Below are 19,720 nucleotides of genomic sequence, written 5' to 3'. Positions count from 1 at the left end.
GATGAGTAACCGGGACGTTCGCGAGCGAATACTCGACGCCGTTCTGCACGTCGTCGGTACCGACGGCATCCCGGGTGTGAGCAACCGGCGCATCGCCGCGCAGGCCGGCGTCTCACTCGGATCGATCACGTATCACTTCGCCAGCCAGTCGGACATGCTGCGGGCCGCGCTGTCTCGTTTCGTGACAGACGAGACGACGCGCCTGCGCGCCTTGGCCGAGGAGTACCGCGACAAAGGTCTGAGCGTCGAGGACGCCGCGGCAATAGCCGAAAAGGTGACGCGAGATCTTTCGTTCTCGGCCGAGCGGATCGCGCCGTTCGAGATGTACATCGCCGCCGGGCGCGACCACGAACTCCACGAAGTCGCCGTCGAATGCTTCGCCGCCTACGACGATTTGACCGTCACGATTCTGACGGCACTCGGTGTACCGGATCCGGAGTCGATTGCATCGACGCTCGTCGCCGTCATCACCGGCCTCCAACTCCGACGCCTGGCCACCGGCGTCGACGAGCAGGACATCGGCGCGGCGATCCTCAGGGTCCTCCGGCCCTAGAAGCCCAGCCGGCCGAGCTGCTTCGGGTCGCGCTGCCAGTCCTTGGCGACCTTGACGTGCAGCTCCAGGAAGATCCGCACACCGAGCAGCTTCTCGATCTGCAGGCGCGCACTGGTACCGACTTCCCGCAGACGCGCCCCGCCCTTACCGATGACGATGCCCTTCTGACTGGGCCGCTCGACGTAGAGCAGTGCATGCACGTCGAGCATCTCGCCCTGCTTCTCGGTGCGACCCTCACGCGGGATGACCTCCTCGATCACCACAGCCAGGGAGTGCGGCAATTCTTCGCCGAGCCCCTCGAGCGCAGCCTCACGGATCAGTTCGGCCATGAGCACCTCTTCAGGCTCGTCCGTCAATTCGCCGTCCGGGTAGAAGGCCGGGCCCTCGTCCATCAGACCGGCGAGGACGTCGACCAGGATCTCGACCTGTTCACCCGACTTCGCGGACACCGGAACGACCTCGGATTCGGGGCCGAGCAGGGTGGACAGCGCGAGCAACTGCTTTCCGACGGCGTCGCGGCTGACCTTGTCGATCTTGGTCACGATGCCGACAAGCTTGGTCTTGGGCGCCATCTGACGGACCTGCTGCACGATCCAGCGGTCTCCGGGCCCGATGGCCTCGTCAGCCGGGATGCACAGGCAGATGACGTCGACCTCGGAGTACGTGTCGCGAACCAGGTCATTGAGGCGCTGCCCGAGCAAAGTGCGGGGCTTGTGCAGTCCAGGGGTGTCGACCAGGATCAGCTGCGCATGCTCGCGGTGAACGATGCCGCGAATCGTGTGGCGCGTCGTCTGCGGGCGCGAGGACGTGATCGCGATCTTGCTGCCGACCAACGCGTTGGTCAGCGTGGACTTGCCCGTATTGGGTCGACCCACGAAACACACGAAGCCTGACCGGAATTCGTTCTTGCTCATAACTGCTCCTCGCTGAACTCTCGCTCAGTCATCGGTGTCTTCTGTCTCTTCGTCTTCGGACGGCGGGATGCGCTGCACGAACACCGTGCTGATGCGTACCCGGCCTCGGCCCGTGTTGGTTCCCTCGCCGCGCAGGATCAAACCGTCGTACTCCACTTCGGAACCGGGAAGTGGCACTCGGCCGAGTACGTATCCGATCAGCCCGCCGACGGTCTCCACCTCGTCGAGTTCGAGTTCGAGATCGAACAATTCACCGAGGTCTTCGATGGGAAGTCTCGCGGATACGCGGAACATTCCGTCACCGAGATCCTCGATGGGCGGCGTCTCGTCCTCGTCGTATTCGTCGGCGATCTCACCGACGATCTCTTCGATGACGTCCTCGATCGTGACGAGCCCGGCGATTCCGCCGTACTCGTCGACGAGGATCGCCATGTGGTTGCGGTCGCGCTGCATCTCGGCCAGCAAGCTGTCGAGCGGCTTCGAGTCGGGAACGAAGACGGCGGGCCGCATGACGTCGCAGACGTTGACGTTCCGGCCGCCGTCGGGCAGGTGGTAGGTCTGCTTGACCAGATCCTTGAGGTAGACGACACCGAGCACGTCGTCGACGTTCTCCCCGATGACCGGCAGGCGCGAGTGACCACTGCGCACGGCCAACGACGTTGCCTGCCCGGCATTCTTGTCGTTCTCGATCCACACCATGTCGGTGCGGGGCACCATCACCTCGCGCGCCGACGTGTCTCCGAGTTCGAAGACGGACTGGATCATTCGGCGTTCTTCGTCGGCCACGACGCCACGTTCCTGCGCCATGTCCACGAGTTCACGCAACTCGATTTCCGACGCGAACGGGCCGTTGCGGAAGCCCTTACCCGGGGTCAATGCGTTACCCACGAGGATCAGGACGCGACTGATCGGCCCGAGCAGAACCCCGATCCACAGCAGTGGCAGCGACGCGGCCATCGCGATGGAGTACGCATGTTGGCGCCCAAGCGTTCTCGGTCCGACGCCGATGACCACGTACGAGACGAGAACCATGATCACCGCGGTGACGGTCAGCGCCCAGCCCAGCGAGAGGACGTCGATCAGGCCGCCCACGAGTACGACGGTGGCCGTGATCTCGCACAAAATGCGAAGCAGGACCATCAGATTCACGTATCGCGGACGATCGGTCAGAATGCGTTGCACTCGCGCGGCGCCGGCTCGCTCTTCCTTTGCCATCTCGTCGATCCGCGCCGACGAAATGGTGTTGAGCGCCGAGTCGACGGCCGCGAAGACACCACCGACCGGGACAAGAGCAATCGCCAGAACAAAGAGCGCTATGGCGCTACTCACTACAGAACCCCCGGATAACTGTTATCGGTCCACTCCGTCGACGAAACCGGTCTTACCGAGCAGCTTCTGGTCGCGTTCGGCCAGTGCTGCTTCGCGGTCGATACGGCGAAGGTCTTCGTACCACTCTTCGAGGAGGCTGTTCTGCAAGCCGAACATCTCCTTCTCCTCTTCCGGCTCCGCATGGTCGTAGCCGAGAAGGTGCAACACACCGTGGACGGTCAGGAGGGCAAGTTCGTGAGCCAGTGAATGCCCGGCCTTGTCAGCCTGATCCGCGGCAAAAGACGGACACAGCACGATGTCGCCGAGCATCGACGGCCCCGGCTCGGGGGAATCGGGACGGCCACCCGGCTCGAGTTCGTCCATCGGGAACGACATGACGTCGGTCGGACCCGGCAGGTCCATCCAGCGAACGTGCAGATCCGCCATCGTCGCGGAGTCGACGAGAACCATCGACAGCTCGGCCGCCGGATGGACATCCATCCGAGCGATCACGAAACGGGCAACGCTGATCAACTCCGGTTCGGAGATGTCCATGCCCGATTCGTTCGAGACCTCGATGCTCATGTGCGACGCTCTTTCCTGGGAAAAGTAGGGGTTGATGCGTCGCTCAGCCTACCGTCGCGGTGAATGAGCATGTGCAGCGCGGCGCTGCGCCCGGTTTCCGACCGCCAACTCGCCGGACCGATCCGATTCGTGACGCTCGTAAGCGTCGACGATGTGAGAGACCAGCCGATGACGTACGACGTCGCTGCTGTCGAGAGTGGCGAAATGAATATCGTCGATCCCGGTGAGGATTTCGGATGCCGCGCGCAGACCCGAACGGGCCCCGCCCGGCAGATCGACCTGGGTCACGTCTCCGGTGACCACGATTTTGGAACCGAACCCGAGGCGGGTCAGGAACATCTTCATCTGCTCGGCCGTAGTGTTCTGCGCTTCGTCCAAGATGATGAAGGCGTCGTTGAGCGTCCGGCCACGCATGTAGGCGAGCGGAGCGACCTCGATGACTCCGGCCTGCATCAACTTCGGAATCGCCTCGGGATCCATCATGTCGTGCAATGCGTCGTGCAGCGGGCGGAGATACGGATCGATCTTCTCGTGCAGCGTGCCAGGCAGAAAGCCCAGTCGCTCCCCGGCCTCGACTGCCGGCCTGGTCAAGATGATCCGAGAGACCTGCTTGGCCTGCAACGCCTGAACGGCCTTGGCCATGGCGAGGTAGGTCTTGCCGGTACCGGCCGGGCCGACTCCGAACACGATGGTGTTCTCGTCGATGGCGTCGACGTAGCGTTTCTGGTTGAGGGTCTTCGGCCGAATCGTCTTGCCCCGACGCGAAAGAATGTCGAGGGAGAGCACCTCGGCCGGAGACTCGCCGACCTCGTTGGTGAGCATGCCGATGGTTCGTCGAACAGCGTCCGGGGCAATGGGCTGCCCCCGACCGGCCAGCGACGCCAATTCACTGAACACACGTTCTGCCAGCGCCACGTCTGCAGCCGTCCCCGACAAGGAGATGGTTCCGCCACGTACATGAATGTCGGCACGAAGCTCACGTTCGATCGCGGTGAGATTCTCGTCCGTCGCCCCCAGGATTTGACGCACGGTCTCCGGCGCCAGATCCATACTCGAACGGACGGTGCGCTCTGCGGGCAGAGCGCGCTCGGTGATGGTGGTTACACGGTTCCCGTCGAGTTCACTGTGTTCACTCACGTGGTGAATATGGCCTGCTTTCTGGTCCGATCAGCCCACTCGACTCGTGAGCCTCGATACTTCGAAGTCTAGCGCCAGAGTCGGACACGGCCCACTTGTTAATCGTCCCGGCCTAATCCTCGCGGCGACCGGACGGCAGCGATTCGCGGATCCATTCCGACGCTTCGGCGACGATCTCGGAGCTTCTGTCCGGACTGATACCCGCGATGACCAGGCACACGGCGGCAAAGGATTCGCCCGAGTCCGTGATCAGCCCACTGTTGGCCTGATCGAACAAAGTGATCGTGATCGCCTCGGTCATCGCTACCAGAGTCTCCGCCGGCAGGTATTTCGAGAAGGTTCCGTCACGCTGACCGCGCTCGACGACGCTGATACTCACGGCACGCGCGGGCTCCATCAGATCGAGAATCCGCTGCTCCCCCAACTCTTTGCGAGCAAAGCTGAGCAGCATCCGGAAGCGATCACCGACCGGCCATGACAGCAATGCCAGTACGGCAGTCGCCAGATCCGGGCGCTCGGGCGGCTCGCCGGCTTGGCTCAGCGCAGCTACGAGATCGGTCGACGCCTCGTCCACGATGCCGTTGATCAGCGCCTCTCGGCTGTCGAAATGCGCGTACACGGTTCGCCTGACCACACCGGCGGCCTTTGCGACATCGTCCATGCTCGCATCCGGATCAGCAGCGAACGCCGTGATCGCCGCCTCGATGATGCGATTGCGATTGGCCGCGGCCTGACTACGACGCTGCCGTCCGCCCGATTCGGCAGTTCCCGAAACGACTGTGCCCGAATGCGTCAATGCGCGTTCCACCTCTTTCGACTGCCCAACTGTGATCTAGGTCAATCATAGTTGCACATCGGTGTGCAAGTTATTAACTTACACATCAGTGTGCAAATAGATCGAGGAGTGTCTTCGATCATCAGGAACGGAGTCGCGTCATGACGACACTCATGAGCAAACCTGTCTCGGAGATGGACCAGCCGTACTCACGGCGGTGGGCCGCGCTCGGGGTGTTGTGCCTGAGTCTGCTGATCGTCGTGATGGCGAATACCGCGCTGATCGTCGCGGCGCCGGACATGACCAGAGACCTCGGCCTCACCAGCACGCAACTTCAATGGGTCATCGACGGCTACACCGTTCCCTACGCCGCATTGATGCTGCTGTTCGGCGTGATCGGTGACAAGTACAGTCGCCGCGGCGCACTTCTCGCCGGACTCGCCGTGTTCGCCGGCGGCGCCGTCTTCGGCAGCATCGCGGACACCACCAACGCCGTCATCGCGGCACGAATGATCATGGGCGTCGGCGCCGCGATCATCATGCCCGCGACGCTTTCGCTTCTGGTCGCTACCTTTCCCAAAGCGGAGCGATCACGCGCCATCGCGGCGTGGGCGGCGACATCGGGTCTCGCGATTGCACTCGGTCCGCTGTTGGCCGGATGGATTCTCGACAGTCATTCCTGGAGCATCACTTTCCTGATCAACGTCCCGATCGCCGCAGTCGCTGCCGTCGCCGCCGTAATTCTGGTGCCGCCGAGCAAGGCCGAGCACCTGGGCCGGATCGACTGGATCGGCGGCGCACTCTCGGTGGTCACCATCGGCTCGCTCGTGTACTCGATCATCAACGGATTCCACTTCGGGTGGACCGGCGGACCAACCGGTGCCGCCGTACTCGCTGCGATCGGCCTCGTCTCGTTCGTCGTCTGGGAACTGCGTCACCCGCAGCCACTACTCGACGTCCGTAAACTCGGCCAGCGAATGGTCGGCGGCGCGACGCTCGCCGTACTTCTGCTGTTCCTGGCCGCCTTCGGCGCCATCTACTTCATCTCACAGCAGTTCCAGTTCATCCTCGGCTACGGCGCACTCGAAACCGGTGTTCGTCTGCTGCCCTTGGCAATTGCCGTTTCGATCGGCGCCGTTGTCAGTGGGCGGATCACTCCGCTGATCGGCGTCCGGGCATCCATCGTCGGCGGCATGGTGGTCGCCGCGATCGGCGTTCTGATTCTCACGCAGGTCGACGGCGATTCGGGCTACTGGATGTTCGCAGTCCCACTGATCCTGCTCGGCCTGGGCATCGGTCTCAGCGAACCGCCGGCCACCGACGCCATCATGGACAACTTCTCCGAGGACGATCTCGGTGCTGCGGGTGGCCTCAACGACACCGCCATCGAACTCGGCGGCTCGCTGGGTATCGCGATCCTCGGCTCGATCCTCGCTGCGAGCTACAAGGATTCGATTGCCGGATTCATCGATGGAATGCAGGTTCCGCAGTTGACGGGCGAACTTGCGCAACAGGCCGCGTACGCGATGGAGGTGTCGGGCGAATCCGTCGGCGGCGCTTCGTTGGTCGCCGAAGAGATGGCAGGCAACCCGTTGGCTGCAGCTCAGGCAGGGCCGTTGCTCGACGCCGCAGGCAGTGCCTACGCCGACGCGATTTCGGCGGCCAGTTGGGCGGGCGGTCTTGCACTGTTCGTGGGGGCAGTTGTCGTGGCGTTCATCCTGCCGGGCAAGAAGGCCCCAGTGGAAGTGGACCCCGCGTCAGTCTGACGTGCTCGGAGCCAGCGGGTCTTCGGCGAGAACCAACTCGCGGGAGACCCGCCACGACTCGGTCGAGGGTGAGAGAAATGCGTCGTGTCCTTCGCCCTCGATCACACGCAGTGCCACGGGATCACCAGCCGCTTCCGCGGCTTTCGCGTACCGGGAGCTCACCTTGGCCGGCACCTGCAGATCCTCCGCACCCGTGACGCACACAACGGGGACGCCGATCGGCAATCGATGCTGCGGCGACGCACTGCGATACAGATCCGGGTCCGCGTCGAACGGAACGCCGAACAGATCCTCGATGAAGCTGATCCGTCGTCCACGCTCTCCTGCCGACGCCAGATCGAGTGCGGCCGCCTGTGCGATGACCCGTTCAGGCCGGGTGAACGTGTCCTTCTCCCCCGCCAGCCACACTGCAAGATGTCCTCCGGCCGAATGCCCGAGCAAGCGAATCTGATTCAGATCCAATTCGGCCGAGGACTTCCCGGCAACCAGTCCGGGGATTTCGTCGTACGCCGTTTTCACGTCGGCGGACATCTCCGGCCAACCACCGCCCGCCCCGAGACGGCGGTATTCGATGTTCCACACCGCGACGCCGTGCCGCGCGAGTTCGACAGCAAATGCGGTGCCCAGAGTCAATCCGTACTGCCCGCTCCAGAAGCCGCCGTGGATCTGCATGACGACCGGGATCGGGCCGTCAACGACTCCGTCGGGAACGTAGAGATGCCCGAACTGCTGCTCGTGTCGGCCGTACGGAATCTTGAATCGAGGCACCGAGGAAATCTATCTCAGGCGAGGGCGCTGCCTGCGGCCCAGTCTGCCCAGGAAAGGGTCCAGTCGCCGTTCTGCCACACCTCCAGCGGAGCGCCGCCGGTGTTCTTGATCTCGACGACATCTCCCGGCTGCGAGAAATCGAAGAACCATTTGGCATTGGCCGCACTGAGATTGAGGCAACCGTGCGAGGTGTCGGTGTTTCCCTGCGCCCAGACGGTGCTCTCCAACTCGTGAAGATAGATACCGTCCGTGCTGATGCGGGTGGCCCAGTTGATGGATTCCTTGTAGCCGAGGCGCGAGTTGATCGGCAGACCGTAGGTCGACGAATCCATGATGACGGGATTTGCCTTGTCCATCACGGTGTACGTGCCGGGCTGGGTCCAGAACGAGAGCGTCGTGCCGCCGATCGTCTCGGTGCCGCCCATTCCCATCGAGGTCGGCATTTCCTTGATCACCTGACCGTTTTCGTAGACGGTCACCATCTTGGTGTTGTCGTCGGCGACCGAGACGTGGGAGTCGCCGATCTTGAAGGACACGGTGTCGTCCTGCTGGCCGTACAGTCCGTTGCCGAGCTGCTTGCCGTAGATGTTCGCGTTCACCGAGACCGTCGTGCCTGGTGCGTAGTAGTTCTGCGGTCGCCAGTGAACGTTCTGACCGTCGACCCAGTACCACGATCCCTGTACGGGCGGATTGGTTGTGACCAGCAGAGACTTCTCGGCCGCGGCCTTGTCACCGATCAACTCGTCGAAATGAACGGCGACGACGGTGCCGACACCGTACGTGCCACCGTCCGATATCGAGGCGCCACCGGTGGTGTTGATATACGCCCGGGTCTGGTTACTCGGCGCGACGGTGGTCAGCGTCGTGTTCTTGGTCGTGGCAACACCGTTCGCGTCGACGGCGTCGACGACCAGCTTGTAAGTCTTGCCGTATCCGAGTGGTTCGCTCGGTTTCCAGGACGTCTTGTCCGGCGTGGTGATACCGGCGACTTCCTTACCCTCGGGATTGGTCAGCGCGACGGTCGTCAGTGTTCCCTTCGCGACCTGGACCTCGATGGGGTCGAGTGGACTCACCGGAGTTCCGCCGTCCGCCGGTGTGACGGTGACGAGCGCCTCGCTGGTCGGGGTAGTGGTGACGGCGCTGCTGGAGGAACCCGTGTTGTCTCCGGTGGAGACCGTGCACCCCGCGACGAGCATCAACGCCGCCGCGGCACACACCGCTCCAACGATTCGCATATGCGCACGTGACAACATCTGGCCTCCTGAAATCCCCGAACCAACTCACGCCGAAGGCGACCCCCGACGTCTTTACGATAGTGCGCAAATCTGACACTTCGCTGAGCGCCGGATCCGATTCAGCTCGGGATCACAACAAGATCAGTGCAGTGGCCGTGGTCCCCAACGATCGGTCAGCACTCCGATCGCGCCCAGAGCAACAGCCCCGGCGGTCGACGTACGCAGGACCGTCGGGCCGAGAAGCACCGGAGTGGCCCCGGCCTCCGACAACGCGCTGATCTCCGAATCGTCCAGCCCACCTTCGGGACCGACAACCAGAAATACCTCGTCCGCGCTCGCCAGCGGCAAACCGGCCAACGGCGTCGTCGCCGATTCGTGAAGCACCGCAACCACAGCGCCACGGGCAACGGCGTCACGAACCAACGCGATCACCGCCGGCGTCTTGTGCAGTTCCGCAATTTCCGGGACGAACGCGCGTCTGGACTGCTTTGCCGCAGACACTGCCGCACTTCGCCAGCGTGCGACGCCCTTGGCGAGCTTGGGGCCCTCCCACTTGGCGACACAACGCAAGGACTGCCACGGGATCACCGCGTCGATCCCCGCCTCGGTCGCCAGTTCGACGGCCAACTCGGAACGCTCGGCCTTGGGAAGTGCCTGAACGAGGGTCACCAACGGCTTGGGCTGCTCGAGAACCTGAACGTCACTGACCAACAGTTCCAGGCGGTCCTTGCCGACGCTCGTCACCTCGGCGTCGGCCACCCGGCCACGGCCGTCGGCCAACACCAATCGCTCACCGACGCCGATCCGGCGGACAGTGGCCGCGTGGCGACCCTCCTGTCCGTCCAGAACTGCGATTTCACCGACGCCGGGAACCGGGTCGAGAAAGAAGACCGTTGCGGCCACCGTCAGCGGCCGCTGAATGCTTCGCGAAGACGCGAGAACAATCCACCGCTGTTCTGCGAGGCCGTCGAGACAACCTCGGCCTCGTCACGATCGCGGAGCAGCTTGAATTCCTTGAGCAGCTTGGACTGCTTGTGATCGAGACGGCTCGGGATGACCACCTCGAGGTGAGCGTGCACGTCGCCGCGCACTCCCGACCGCAGTTTCGGCATGCCATGACCGCGAAGAACAGCAACGTGTCCGGGCTGGGTGCCTGGCTCGATGGTGATTTCCTTGGGGCCGTCGATGATGGTGTCGACGGTGACAGTCGTACCGAGCGCTGCGTCGACCATCGGAACGCGGATCGTGCAGTGCAGGTCTTCACCGTCTCGAACGAAGACATCGTGCTGCTGCTCGACGATCTCGACGTAGAGGTCGCCGGGGTGTCCGCCGCCCGGGCCCACTTCACCCTGCGCGGTCAAACGGATGCGCATGCCACCGGCGACGCCCGCGGGAACCTTCACGGTGATGTCACGCTTGGCCCGAACTCGGCCGTCGCCGCCACACTTGTGGCAGGGATCCGGGATGGTCTCACCGGCACCGCGGCACGTCGGGCAGGGACGCGAGGTCATGACCTGACCGAGGAACGAGCGCTGGATGGACTGAACTTCGCCGGCACCGTTGCAGGTCTCACAGCGGACAGGCTTGGAGTCGCCGTTGGTTCCGGCTCCGGTGCAGCTGTCGCACAGAATGGCCGTCTCGACGGTCACGTGCTTGCTGACTCCCGTCGCACATTCTGCGAGGGTCAGCTTGGTGCGAAGCAACGAGTCGGCTCCGGGCTGAACGCGACCGCGCGGCCCACGACCTGCGCCGCCACCGCCGCCGAAGAATGCTTCGAAGACGTCGCCGAGGCCGCCGCCACCGAATCCGCCGCCGAAGCCACCACCGCCGCCACCACCGGACTCGAGCGGGTCTCCGCCGAGATCGACGATGCGACGCTTCTCCGGGTCGGTCAGGACCTCGTAGGCCGTCGAGATCTCCTTGAACTTGGCCTGCGCCGCCTCGTCAGGGTTGACGTCCGGGTGCAGTTCGCGTGCCAGCTTGCGGTAAGCGCGCTTGAGCTCCTGGTCTGTCGCGTTCTTGTCGACGCCGAGCAATCCGTAGTAATCCCGTGCCACGTTGAGTCTCTCGTCCTTCTCTTACTTCTAGGTTTTCCTCAGTCCTCGCGAGGAGGCGTGCCGACGAATGTCGACGTCCGTCATCGCTCGGAGAGAACTTCGCCGATGTATCTGGCAACGGCGGCAACCGATGCAATTGTTCCCGGATAGTCCATCCGAGTGGGTCCGAGCACACCGACACCACCGAAAACGGTACCGGCCGCGCCGTAGCCAGTCGAAATCACAGAGGTTCCGCGCATCTGTTCGACCTGCGTCTCTTCACCGATCTGAACGGTGACCGTGCCGGAGTTCTGCGTCGCAGCGAGCAGTTTGAGGACCACTACCTGCTCTTCCAGTGCTTCGAGCACAGCGCGCAGCGAACCGGGGAAGCCGGCCAGACCGGAGAAATCGGCGGCGTTGCGCGTGAGATTCGAGGTTCCGCCCAGAACGAGACGATCTTCCGGATGTTCGACCAGGGTCTCGACCAGAACCGTTGCCGAGCGGATCACGGCGTCGCGAAGGTCGGCCGGAGACTCGTCGGCCAGTTCCGCTACGGCAATCGACGCGGCGGCCAGGCGCTTGCCTTCCAGTGCTCCGCCGAGAAGCGTACGCAACCGGGAAAGGTCTTCGTCTTCGAGGACGTCTCCGAGTTCGACGATTCGCTGATCGACGCGGCCGGAATCGGTGATGAGAACGAGAAGCAGGCGCGCCGGCGTCAACGCGACCACCTCGAGGTGGCGAACCGACGACGCGGACAGCGACGGGTACTGGACAACCGCGACCTGACGGGTCAGTTGCGCGAGCAGTCGCACACCGCGGCGCAGAACGTCGTCGAGATCGACACCCGACTCCAAGAACTCGAGGATCGCTCGACGCTCGGGCCCGGACATGGGCTTGACGTCGGCGATGCGATCGACGAATTCGCGGTATCCCTTGTCGGTGGGGACGCGGCCGGAACTGGTGTGCGGTTGGGCGATGTAGCCCTCGGCCTCGAGGAATGCCATGTCGTTGCGCACAGTGGCGCTCGACACTCCGAGGTTGTGACGCTCGACCAGTGCCTTGGATCCCACCGGGTCCTGGGTGGAGACGTAATCGGCCACGATTGCACGTAAGACCTCGAAACGCCTGTCGTCGGTACTCGACATCGTTGCCACCTCCGTTTCCTGAAAAGAACGAACACCGACATTTACACATCGGTTTCCACTGGCAGTCTAATCGCCCGAGCGCCAGAGACGGCTGTTGCCCTTACTGTGGAGTGAGATCGGCGAAAGGTCGATCGCACAACCATGGACAAGGCGGCACATGATCTTCAAAGGCGTGATGGACGGCAAACCGTATCCCGATCACGGACTGTCTCTACGCGACTGGTCGAAGTTCCCTCCACGTCAGGTTCGACTCGACGAGATCGTGACCACCACGAAGGTCCTCGAACTCGATCGCCTGCTGTCGGAGGACTCGACCTTCTACGGCGATCTGTTCCCGCACGCAGTGCAGTGGCGCGGCACTCTCTACCTCGAGGACGGTCTGCACCGAGCGGTTCGTTCGGCCCTGCGAAACCGCGTCGTGCTGCACGCGCGTGTCTTCGACTTCGACGCGATGCCCGGTGTCATCGAGGGAGTCCGCTGACGCTCAGGCGATAGTCACGAGCAACGCAGGTGTCGTTTGCCCCGGCCAGGTTCCGGTGAGCGTCGCCGAGCCCGAGACTCGATCTGCGTCGATCACTCTCGCCACAGTCAGTTCCAGATCTCCCGCGCGGATGATCGTGTCGGTGCCGACTGTCGAGCAGGTCACGGATTCGACTGCCGGTACGGAAGCGCGGGCCGTACCGCTGCCAACTACGTGAGCTGTCACGGGGATGCGATCGGCGGTGTCCGCGAAGACCAGTTCGACTCCGGCCCCACCGGTCAGAATCGCGGTCGCCACCGCGCTGACGTAGACCGGATCACAGCATGCGTCGTACACCCACCGCTCGCCCAGTACCGAATGATCCATGGTCGCGATCAGTGCGGCGTCCGCCCCGTCCAGCGGAGCACCTCGATAAGTGAGCGGGACCTGAAGAATTCGACCGTCGGCAGAGCGCATCAGGTGCGTCTCGATTCCGACCTCACCGTCCGGGTCGTCGAAACGATAGGCGTCGACGCGTTCGAGCGTCGAACAGTCGACCGACCCGAGCCACGGCTGCTTGGGCACCCACGCTCGGAGCAGGTCGTTCTTGGACGGATTCAGCTGCGCACGATGAATGATGGCCACCACGGCCACATTACGCGGCGAAGGATGGTTGCGCGTCAGGTCAGGATCGTGCGAATCACCGCATCGGCGAGCAGGCGACCACGGTCGGTGAGAACCACGTGATCGTTCTCGATCACGGCCAACCCGTCGACTACCACCTGTTCGGCCGAAAGACGTTCGGATGCAGACAGTTCCGACAACGGAAGTCCCGTACGCAACCGTGCGGTCAGCATGACTCGCTCCATGTGTTCGTCCTCGGCGGTCAGTTCTTCGCTGCCGCCGACGGGAAGTTCGCCGAGCGCCAACTGTTCCGCGTACCGCGCCGGGTGCTTGACGTTCCACCACCGCACTCCGCCGACGTGGCTGTGCGCGCCCGGACCGGCACCCCACCAGTCACCGCCGTCCCAGTAGCCGAGGTTGTGACGACACCGGGTGTCACCGGAGTCCGCGGTTTCCGCCTTTGCCCAGTTGGAGACCTCGTACCACCGCAAGCCTGCCTCGGACAGGCGTGAATCGATTCGTTCGTACCGCGAGGCCAGCACGTCGTCGTCCGGGGCGGGCAGCTCGCCGCGCCTGACCTTGCGAGCCATGGCGGTGCCGTCCTCGACGATCAACGCGTAGGCCGAGACGTGATCGACATCGGCGGAGAGGACCGCATCGAGTGAGGCGTCCAGGTCTTGATCGCGCTCCCCCGGGGTTCCATAGATCAAATCGAGATTCACGTGCGAAAAACCAGCTGCGCGAGCCTCTTTCGCGGCAGCGACGGCGCGACCGGGGGTGTGCGTGCGGTCGAGGATCTTCAGAACGTGCTGGGCGGCCGACTGCATGCCGAGGGAAATCCGGGTGAATCCAGCGCTGCGGAGAGCACCGAAGAACTCCGGCGACGTCGATTCGGGGTTCGATTCCGTGGTCACTTCGGCGCCGGACGCCAGGCCGAAGCTGCTCCGCACCGCCGACAGCACGTCGGACAATCCGTCACCACCGAGCAGCGACGGCGTTCCACCGCCCACGAACACGGTGTCCGCCGCCGGGACGCCCGTCATCTCGGCCGCGAGATCGAGTTCGCGCCGCAGACCTTCCAACCACGATTGCGGCGAGGCGGAAGTTCCGAGCTCTCCGGCCGTGTAGGTGTTGAAATCGCAGTACCCACACCTGGTGGCACAGAACGGGACGTGGATGTAGATCCCGAACGGCCGTTTCCCGACACCCTCGAGCGATCGCGCGGGCAAGGCGAAGGGCGTCGCCTCGCTCTGTCGAGTGGGAGTCGTGCTGGTGGCATTCACGCCTCCAGTGTCCCAGCATCCGGAACGCACACCTATTCAGCCTGCGATGCAGGTCGGCGTACGGCTTGAACTCGATATTTCCCCCGTTTTTCGTGGAAATACGCACCCGAGTCGGAATTATCGAGTTGACGTGGCACAATGGTCCGCATGACCGGACTCGGAGTGCGACTTGTGGCGCGTCGCCATGTCGACTTCAAGCGTGTGTGCAGCTCGTCGTGTCTGCACCTGTGTAGCTGTTGATCTTTCACTGATCTTCCAGCCTTTCCCGCTCATCTCCATCTGCTTCACCGAAACACTCTCTGCAGAGACATGCCTTTTCAGGGACGCAGCTTCTCCAGCTGTTCGTTTTCGTGAGCACACCTGCCGGCCGCGAGCTTTCCGAGACCGAGGACAGCCCCCTCGATTTCCGACACGGACCGGTGCGTCCCGATCAGACACCGCCACAGTTCATCGATAGTGCGTGCCGCGTGCCGATCAACCCCCCCCCCCCGCCCCCCCCCCCCCCGCCGATTCGGCAGCTGCCGAAGCCCGGCCTGCACGCGCTGCGCGTCCCGCCAAGCGTCGCGCCGAAGGTCAGTGGGCCCTCGGTTACCGCGAGCCTCTCAACGCCAACGAGCAGGCCAAGAAGGACGACAACCCGCTCAACGTTCGGGCCCGCATCGAGAACATCTACTCCAAGCAGGGCTTCGACAGCATCGACAAGGGCGACCTTCGCGGCCGCTTCCGCTGGTGGGGTCTCTACACCCAGCGCGAAGAAGGCTACGACGGCACCTTCACCGGCGACGAGAACATCGACCTGCTCGAGGCCAAGTACTTCATGATGCGCGTGCGTTGCGACGCCGGCGCTCTGAACGTCGAGCAGCTGCGCACCATCGCCGGTATCTCGAAGGAATTCGGCCGGAACACCGCCGACCTGTCGGACCGTGAGAACGTTCAGTTCCACTGGATCGAGGTCGAGAACGTCCCGGAGATCTGGAAGCGCCTCGAAGCCGTCGGGCTCAAGACCACCGAAGCGTGCGGTGACTGCCCTCGCGTCGTCCTCGGTTCTCCCCTGGCCGGCGAATCGCTCGACGAGGTCCTCGATCCCACCCCGGCGATCGACGAGATCGTGCGCCGCTACATCGGCGACCCCAAGTACTCCAACCTGCCGCGCAAGTTCAAGACCGCCATCTCCGGCCAGCAGGATGTTGTTCACGAGATCAACGACATCGCCTTCATCGGCGTGAACCACCCCGAGCACGGCCCGGGCCTCGACCTCTGGGTCGGCGGCGGACTGTCCACCAACCCGATGCTGGCGCAGCGCGTCGGCGCCTGGATTCCGCTCGACGAGGTCCCCGATGTCTGGGAGGGCGTCGTCTCGATCTTCCGTGACTACGGCTACCGCCGTCTGCGCGCGAAGGCCAGGCTCAAGTTCCTCGTCAAGGACTGGGGTATCGAGAAGTTCCGCGAGGTTCTCGAGACCGAGTACCTCGAGCGCCCGCTCATCGACGGCCCCGCGCCCGAGAAGCCCAAGCGCCCGATCGATCACGTCGGCATCCAGAAGACCCGCAACGGCCACAACGCAGTCGGTTTCGCTCCGATCGCCGGCCGCGTCTCGGGAGACATCCTGGCTCAGGTCGCCGACGCCGCGGAGAAGGCCGGCAGCGACCGGATCCGCTTCACTCCGTACCAGAAGCTGATCATCCTCGACGTCGCCGACGAGACGCTCGAGCCGCTCATCGCCGATCTCGACGCGCTGGGCCTTCCCGCCCGACCGTCACACTGGCGCAAGAACCTGATGGCCTGCTCCGGCATCGAGTTCTGCAAGCTCTCGTTCGCCGAGACCCGCAAGCGTTCGCAGGTGCTCGTGCCCGAACTCGAGCAGCGTCTCGCCGACATCAACAGCCAGCTCGACGTGCCGATCACCATCAACATCAACGGTTGCCCCAACTCCTGCGCTCGCTCGCAGATCGCCGACATCGGCTTCAAGGGCCAGCTCGTCGACGACGGTGAGGGGAATCAAGTCGAGGGTTTCCAGGTTCACCTGGGAGGCAGCCTCGGATTCGACAGCGCCTTCGGACGCAAGCTGCGCCAGCACAAGGTCACCAGCGTCGAGATGGGTGACTACATCGACCGCGTCGTACGTCAGTTCGTCAAGAACCGCAACGAAGGTGAACGGTTCGCCGAATGGGCAGTGCGCGCAGACGAAGGAGATTTGCGATGACAGTGGACATTTCGCGAGCAACTGCCGACGAGCTTCGGTCCATCGCCGAGCGCGGTGCAGTAGAACTCGACGGAGCCAGCGCGCAGGAACTGTTGCAGTGGACCGAGGACACGTTCGGTGACTCGTACATCGTGGCGTCGAACATGCAGGACGGGGTGTTGGTTCACCTTGCCGCACAGGTGCATCCGGGCGTCGACGTCCTATTCCTCGACACCGGCTACCACTTCCCCGAAACCATCGGCACGCGTGACGCGGTCGAGCAGGTGTACGGCGTCAACGTCATCAACGCTCGTGCGCTGGCAAGCGTCGCCGAGCAGGATGTCGCCGAGGGCAAGGATCTGTTCGCCCGTGATCCCAACCGCTGCTGCGCACTACGCAAAGTCGCGCCGCTCAAGCAGACACTGTCCGGGTACAGCGCGTGGGTGACCGGCATCCGCCGCGTCGAAGCGCCCACCCGCGCCAACGCTCCCCTGATCTCCTTCGACGAAGCCTTCGGACTCGTGAAGATCAACCCGATCGCTCCCTGGTCGGACGAGGAGATGCAGAACTACATCGACACCAATTCCATCCTCGTCAATCCCCTTGTCGACGAGGGATATCCGTCCATCGGCTGCGCACCCTGCACCAGCAAGCCAGCCCCCGGCAGCGATCCGCGTAGCGGTCGTTGGGCCGGTGCCTCCAAGACAGAATGCGGGTTGCACGCATCATGACAGTTGACTTGACACCTTCACGGCCTCAGCTCGACGGCACACAGTTCGATACTCTCGACGCCCTCGAGTCCGAAGCGATCCACATCTTCCGAGAGGTAGCCGGCGAATTCGAACGCCCGGTCATTCTCTTCTCGGGCGGTAAGGACTCCACCGTGCTGCTGCACCTGGCGATCAAGGCCTTCTGGCCTGCGCCGTTGCCGTTCACCCTGCTGCACGTCGACACCGGCCACAACCTGCAGGAAGTCCTCGACTTCCGCGACCACGTGGTGGCCAAGTACAACCTGCGCCTGCACGTGGCCAGCGTCGAGGAGTACATCGCGGACGGCCGCCTCACCGAGCGTCCCGACGGTATCCGCAACCCGCTGCAGACCGTGCCGTTGCTGGACGCGATCTCGGAGAACCGTTTCGACGCCGTCTTCGGTGGCGCTCGCCGCGACGAGGAGCGGGCACGTGCCAAGGAGCGGATCTTCTCACTGCGCAACGCTTTCGGCCAGTGGGATCCCAAGAAGCAGCGCCCGGAGCTGTGGAACCTGTACAACGGTCGCCACTCCCCCGGCGAGCAGGTGCGCGTCTTCCCGCTCAGCAACTTCACCGAACTGGACATCTGGCGTTACATCGCTCGCGACAACGTCGAACTCGCCAGCATCTACTACGCCCACCAGCGTCCGGTGTACCAGCGCGACGGCATGTGGATGACCCCCGGAGTCTGGGGTGGGCCGGCTGACGGCGAAGAGCTGCAGACCCTTTCGGTGCGATACCGCACCGTCGGCGACGGTTCGACCACCGGTGCTGTTCTCTCCGATGCGGCCGACAACGAAGCGATCCTCGCCGAGGTTGCGGCATCACGTTTGACCGAGCGCGGCGCGACCCGTGGCGACGACCGAGTTTCCGAAGCGGCCATGGAAGACCGCAAGCGAGAGGGCTACTTCTGATGAGCGATCTGCTCAGACTGGCAACTGCCGGCAGCGTCGACGACGGAAAGTCCACCCTCGTGGGCCGCCTGTTGTACGACACGAAATCCGTTCTCGCCGACCAGATCGACGCCGTGACCCGTGCGTCGGTGGACCGCGGTCTCGACACCCCTGACCTCTCGCTCCTGGTGGACGGACTGCGCGCCGAGCGTGAGCAGGGCATCACCATCGACGTGGCGTACCGCTACTTCGCGACCCCCAAGCGCACCTTCGTGCTCGCCGATACACCGGGCCACGTGCAGTACACCCGCAACACTGTCTCCGGTGCCTCGACGGCTCAGCTCGTGATCCTGCTGGTCGATGCTCGCAAGGGCGTCATCGCGCAGACTCGCAGGCACGCAGCGGTTCTCGCGTTGCTCGGTGTCCCGAAGCTCGTTCTCGCCGTGAACAAGATCGACCTCGTCGAGAACCCCGAAGAGGTCTTCACCTCGATCTCCGCCGAGTTCAACGAACTCACCAGCTCACTTGGCTGGGCAAGCGAAGACGTCGTCGAGATCCCGGTGTCGGCACTGCACGGTGACAACGTCGCCATCCGCTCCGACAAGACCCCGTACTACACCGGCCCCACGCTGATCGAGCACCTCGAGTCGATTCCGGTCGACGCCGAGCCACATCGCGTCGGTCTGCGTTTCCCGGTGCAGTACGTGATCCGCCCCCGCACCGCAGAGTTCCTCGACTACCGCGGCTACGCCGGTCAGGTCGCTGCAGGTTCCGTCGTGCCCGGCGACGAAGTGGTGATCCTGCCCTCGGGTACGCGCACCACCGTCACACGTATCGACACGGCCGACGGCGAACTGGACGTCGCCCACGCCGGACGCAGCGTCACGCTGATCCTGGCCGACGACGTCGACGTCTCTCGCGGCGACACCATCGCATCGCCGTCCGACGCACCCGAGCCGATCGGCGAATTCGACGCCACTGTCTGCTGGCTGGCCGAGAAGTCGCTGCGCCCCGGTGCACGTCTGCTGCTCAAGCACGGCACGCGAACGACGCAGGCCATCGTGGGCAGTTTGGTGGAACGCTTCAACGAGCAGGACCTCACCACGGATCAGGGCCCGGACACTCTCGAGCTCAACGAGATCGGCAAGATCTCCATCCGGGTGGCCGAGCCGATCGTGGCTGACGACTACGCCGTCAATCGCCACACCGGCAGCTTCCTGCTGATCGATCCCGCTGGTGGAAACACTCTCGCAGCCGGCCTGGTGGGCGACGTCATTTCCGCTGTCGAATTGGGCGAGCGCGTCTAA

Annotated in this window: 19 protein-coding genes; 7 read left to right on the top strand and 12 right to left on the bottom strand. The window is 63.9% G+C overall.

Translation table 11 applies throughout. The features are described from left to right. Position 1 precedes the first annotated feature (1 nt). Positions 2-553, top strand: coding sequence for a TetR/AcrR family transcriptional regulator (locus tag YH3_RS23560; protein ID WP_030536607.1), 552 nt, complete (start codon positions 2-4; stop codon positions 551-553). Here the strand turns inward: YH3_RS23560 and era are convergent. The 5 genes from era to YH3_RS23535 all read right to left on the bottom strand — a co-directional run bounded on the left by era (position 550) and on the right by YH3_RS23535 (position 5,305). Continuing rightward, a complete protein-coding gene (gene era, locus YH3_RS23555; protein ID WP_003944451.1) occupies positions 550-1,467 on the bottom strand; it encodes a GTPase Era in 918 nt (305 codons plus the stop codon). The two genes, YH3_RS23560 and era, sit on opposite strands and share 4 nt — an antisense overlap. A gap of 24 nt (positions 1,468-1,491) precedes the next feature. After that, positions 1,492-2,796 carry a hemolysin family protein gene (locus YH3_RS23550; protein WP_003944509.1) on the bottom strand — a complete coding sequence of 435 codons (1,305 nt, stop codon included), beginning with the start codon at positions 2,794-2,796 and terminating at the stop codon, positions 1,492-1,494. Between the two features lie 21 nt (positions 2,797-2,817). Continuing rightward, a complete protein-coding gene (gene ybeY / locus YH3_RS23545) occupies positions 2,818-3,360 on the bottom strand; it encodes an rRNA maturation RNase YbeY (RefSeq protein WP_003944525.1) in 543 nt (180 codons plus the stop codon). Between the two features lie 48 nt (positions 3,361-3,408). After that, positions 3,409-4,497 (bottom strand): PhoH family protein, encoded by a 1,089-nt coding sequence (locus tag YH3_RS23540; protein ID WP_003944580.1) that lies wholly within the window; start codon positions 4,495-4,497, stop codon positions 3,409-3,411. Positions 4,498-4,609: 112 nt separating this feature from the next. After that, positions 4,610-5,305 (bottom strand): TetR/AcrR family transcriptional regulator, encoded by a 696-nt coding sequence (locus tag YH3_RS23535; protein ID WP_007731067.1) that lies wholly within the window; start codon positions 5,303-5,305, stop codon positions 4,610-4,612. A 128-nt stretch (positions 5,306-5,433) separates the two neighbouring features. Here YH3_RS23535 and YH3_RS23530 point away from each other — a divergent pair, with 128 nt between their 5' ends. Next, complete coding sequence (locus tag YH3_RS23530; protein WP_064444119.1) at positions 5,434-7,038, top strand: MFS transporter; 1,605 nt, start codon at positions 5,434-5,436, stop codon at positions 7,036-7,038. Here YH3_RS23530 and YH3_RS23525 read toward each other — a convergent pair. The 5 genes from YH3_RS23525 to hrcA form a co-directional block, all read right to left on the bottom strand. Then, positions 7,030-7,806: a S9 family peptidase gene (locus tag YH3_RS23525; RefSeq protein WP_064444118.1), complete on the bottom strand. Its 777-nt coding sequence runs from the start codon at positions 7,804-7,806 to the stop codon at positions 7,030-7,032. The two genes, YH3_RS23530 and YH3_RS23525, sit on opposite strands and share 9 nt — an antisense overlap. 14 nt (positions 7,807-7,820) lie before the next feature. Further along, the gene (locus YH3_RS23520; protein ID WP_003944568.1) at positions 7,821-9,059 is read right to left on the bottom strand and encodes an Ig-like domain-containing protein; all 1,239 of its coding nucleotides are present in this window, start codon (positions 9,057-9,059) and stop codon (positions 7,821-7,823) included. A 123-nt stretch (positions 9,060-9,182) separates the two neighbouring features. Beyond that, entirely contained in the window at positions 9,183-9,944 is a 762-nt protein-coding gene (locus YH3_RS23515; protein ID WP_003944495.1) for a 16S rRNA (uracil(1498)-N(3))-methyltransferase, read from the bottom strand. 2 nt (positions 9,945-9,946) lie between these two features. Further along, on the bottom strand, positions 9,947-11,098 hold the full coding sequence (dnaJ, locus tag YH3_RS23510) for a molecular chaperone DnaJ (protein ID WP_003944460.1): 1,152 nt from the start codon (positions 11,096-11,098) through the stop codon (positions 9,947-9,949). Positions 11,099-11,178: 80 nt separating this feature from the next. Beyond that, positions 11,179-12,222: a heat-inducible transcriptional repressor HrcA gene (gene hrcA / locus YH3_RS23505; protein ID WP_003944583.1), complete on the bottom strand. Its 1,044-nt coding sequence runs from the start codon at positions 12,220-12,222 to the stop codon at positions 11,179-11,181. Positions 12,223-12,379: 157 nt separating this feature from the next. On the opposite strand from hrcA, the gene YH3_RS23500 reads away from it, so the two are divergent. Then, positions 12,380-12,703 (top strand): type II toxin-antitoxin system VapB family antitoxin, encoded by a 324-nt coding sequence (locus YH3_RS23500; protein ID WP_003944521.1) that lies wholly within the window; start codon positions 12,380-12,382, stop codon positions 12,701-12,703. A 3-nt stretch (positions 12,704-12,706) separates the two neighbouring features. Here YH3_RS23500 and YH3_RS23495 read toward each other — a convergent pair whose 3' ends face one another. Both YH3_RS23495 and hemW read right to left on the bottom strand, forming a co-directional pair. Further along, a complete protein-coding gene (locus YH3_RS23495; RefSeq protein WP_064444265.1) occupies positions 12,707-13,327 on the bottom strand; it encodes a hypothetical protein in 621 nt (206 codons plus the stop codon). A gap of 35 nt (positions 13,328-13,362) precedes the next feature. Beyond that, positions 13,363-14,589 carry a radical SAM family heme chaperone HemW gene (gene hemW, locus YH3_RS23490; protein WP_064444117.1) on the bottom strand — a complete coding sequence of 409 codons (1,227 nt, stop codon included), beginning with the start codon at positions 14,587-14,589 and terminating at the stop codon, positions 13,363-13,365. Positions 14,590-15,049: 460 nt separating this feature from the next. On the opposite strand from hemW, the gene YH3_RS23485 reads away from it, so the two are divergent. Genes YH3_RS23485 through YH3_RS23470 form a run of 4 tightly spaced genes read left to right on the top strand, consistent with a single transcriptional unit; the run spans position 15,050 to position 19,720 of the window. Beyond that, on the top strand, positions 15,050-16,792 hold the full coding sequence (locus YH3_RS23485) for a nitrite/sulfite reductase (RefSeq protein ID WP_064444116.1): 1,743 nt from the start codon (positions 15,050-15,052) through the stop codon (positions 16,790-16,792). Next, on the top strand, positions 16,789-17,502 hold the full coding sequence (locus tag YH3_RS23480) for a phosphoadenylyl-sulfate reductase (RefSeq protein WP_042924073.1): 714 nt from the start codon (positions 16,789-16,791) through the stop codon (positions 17,500-17,502). Before YH3_RS23485 ends, YH3_RS23480 begins: the two co-directional genes overlap by 4 nt. Continuing rightward, complete coding sequence (cysD, locus tag YH3_RS23475) at positions 17,499-18,434, top strand: sulfate adenylyltransferase subunit CysD (RefSeq protein WP_007731054.1); 936 nt, start codon at positions 17,499-17,501, stop codon at positions 18,432-18,434. The genes YH3_RS23480 and cysD overlap by 4 nt, the downstream gene beginning before the upstream one ends. After that, on the top strand, positions 18,434-19,720 hold the full coding sequence (locus YH3_RS23470) for a sulfate adenylyltransferase subunit 1 (RefSeq protein ID WP_020969973.1): 1,287 nt from the start codon (positions 18,434-18,436) through the stop codon (positions 19,718-19,720). The genes cysD and YH3_RS23470 overlap by 1 nt, the downstream gene beginning before the upstream one ends.

The organism is Rhodococcus sp. YH3-3, from assembly GCF_001653035.1.
Taxonomy (GTDB): Bacteria; Actinomycetota; Actinomycetes; order Mycobacteriales; family Mycobacteriaceae; genus Rhodococcus_F; species Rhodococcus_F qingshengii.
The sequence above is the reverse complement of the archived record's forward strand: the minus strand, read 5'-3'. Positions and strand labels throughout refer to the sequence as shown.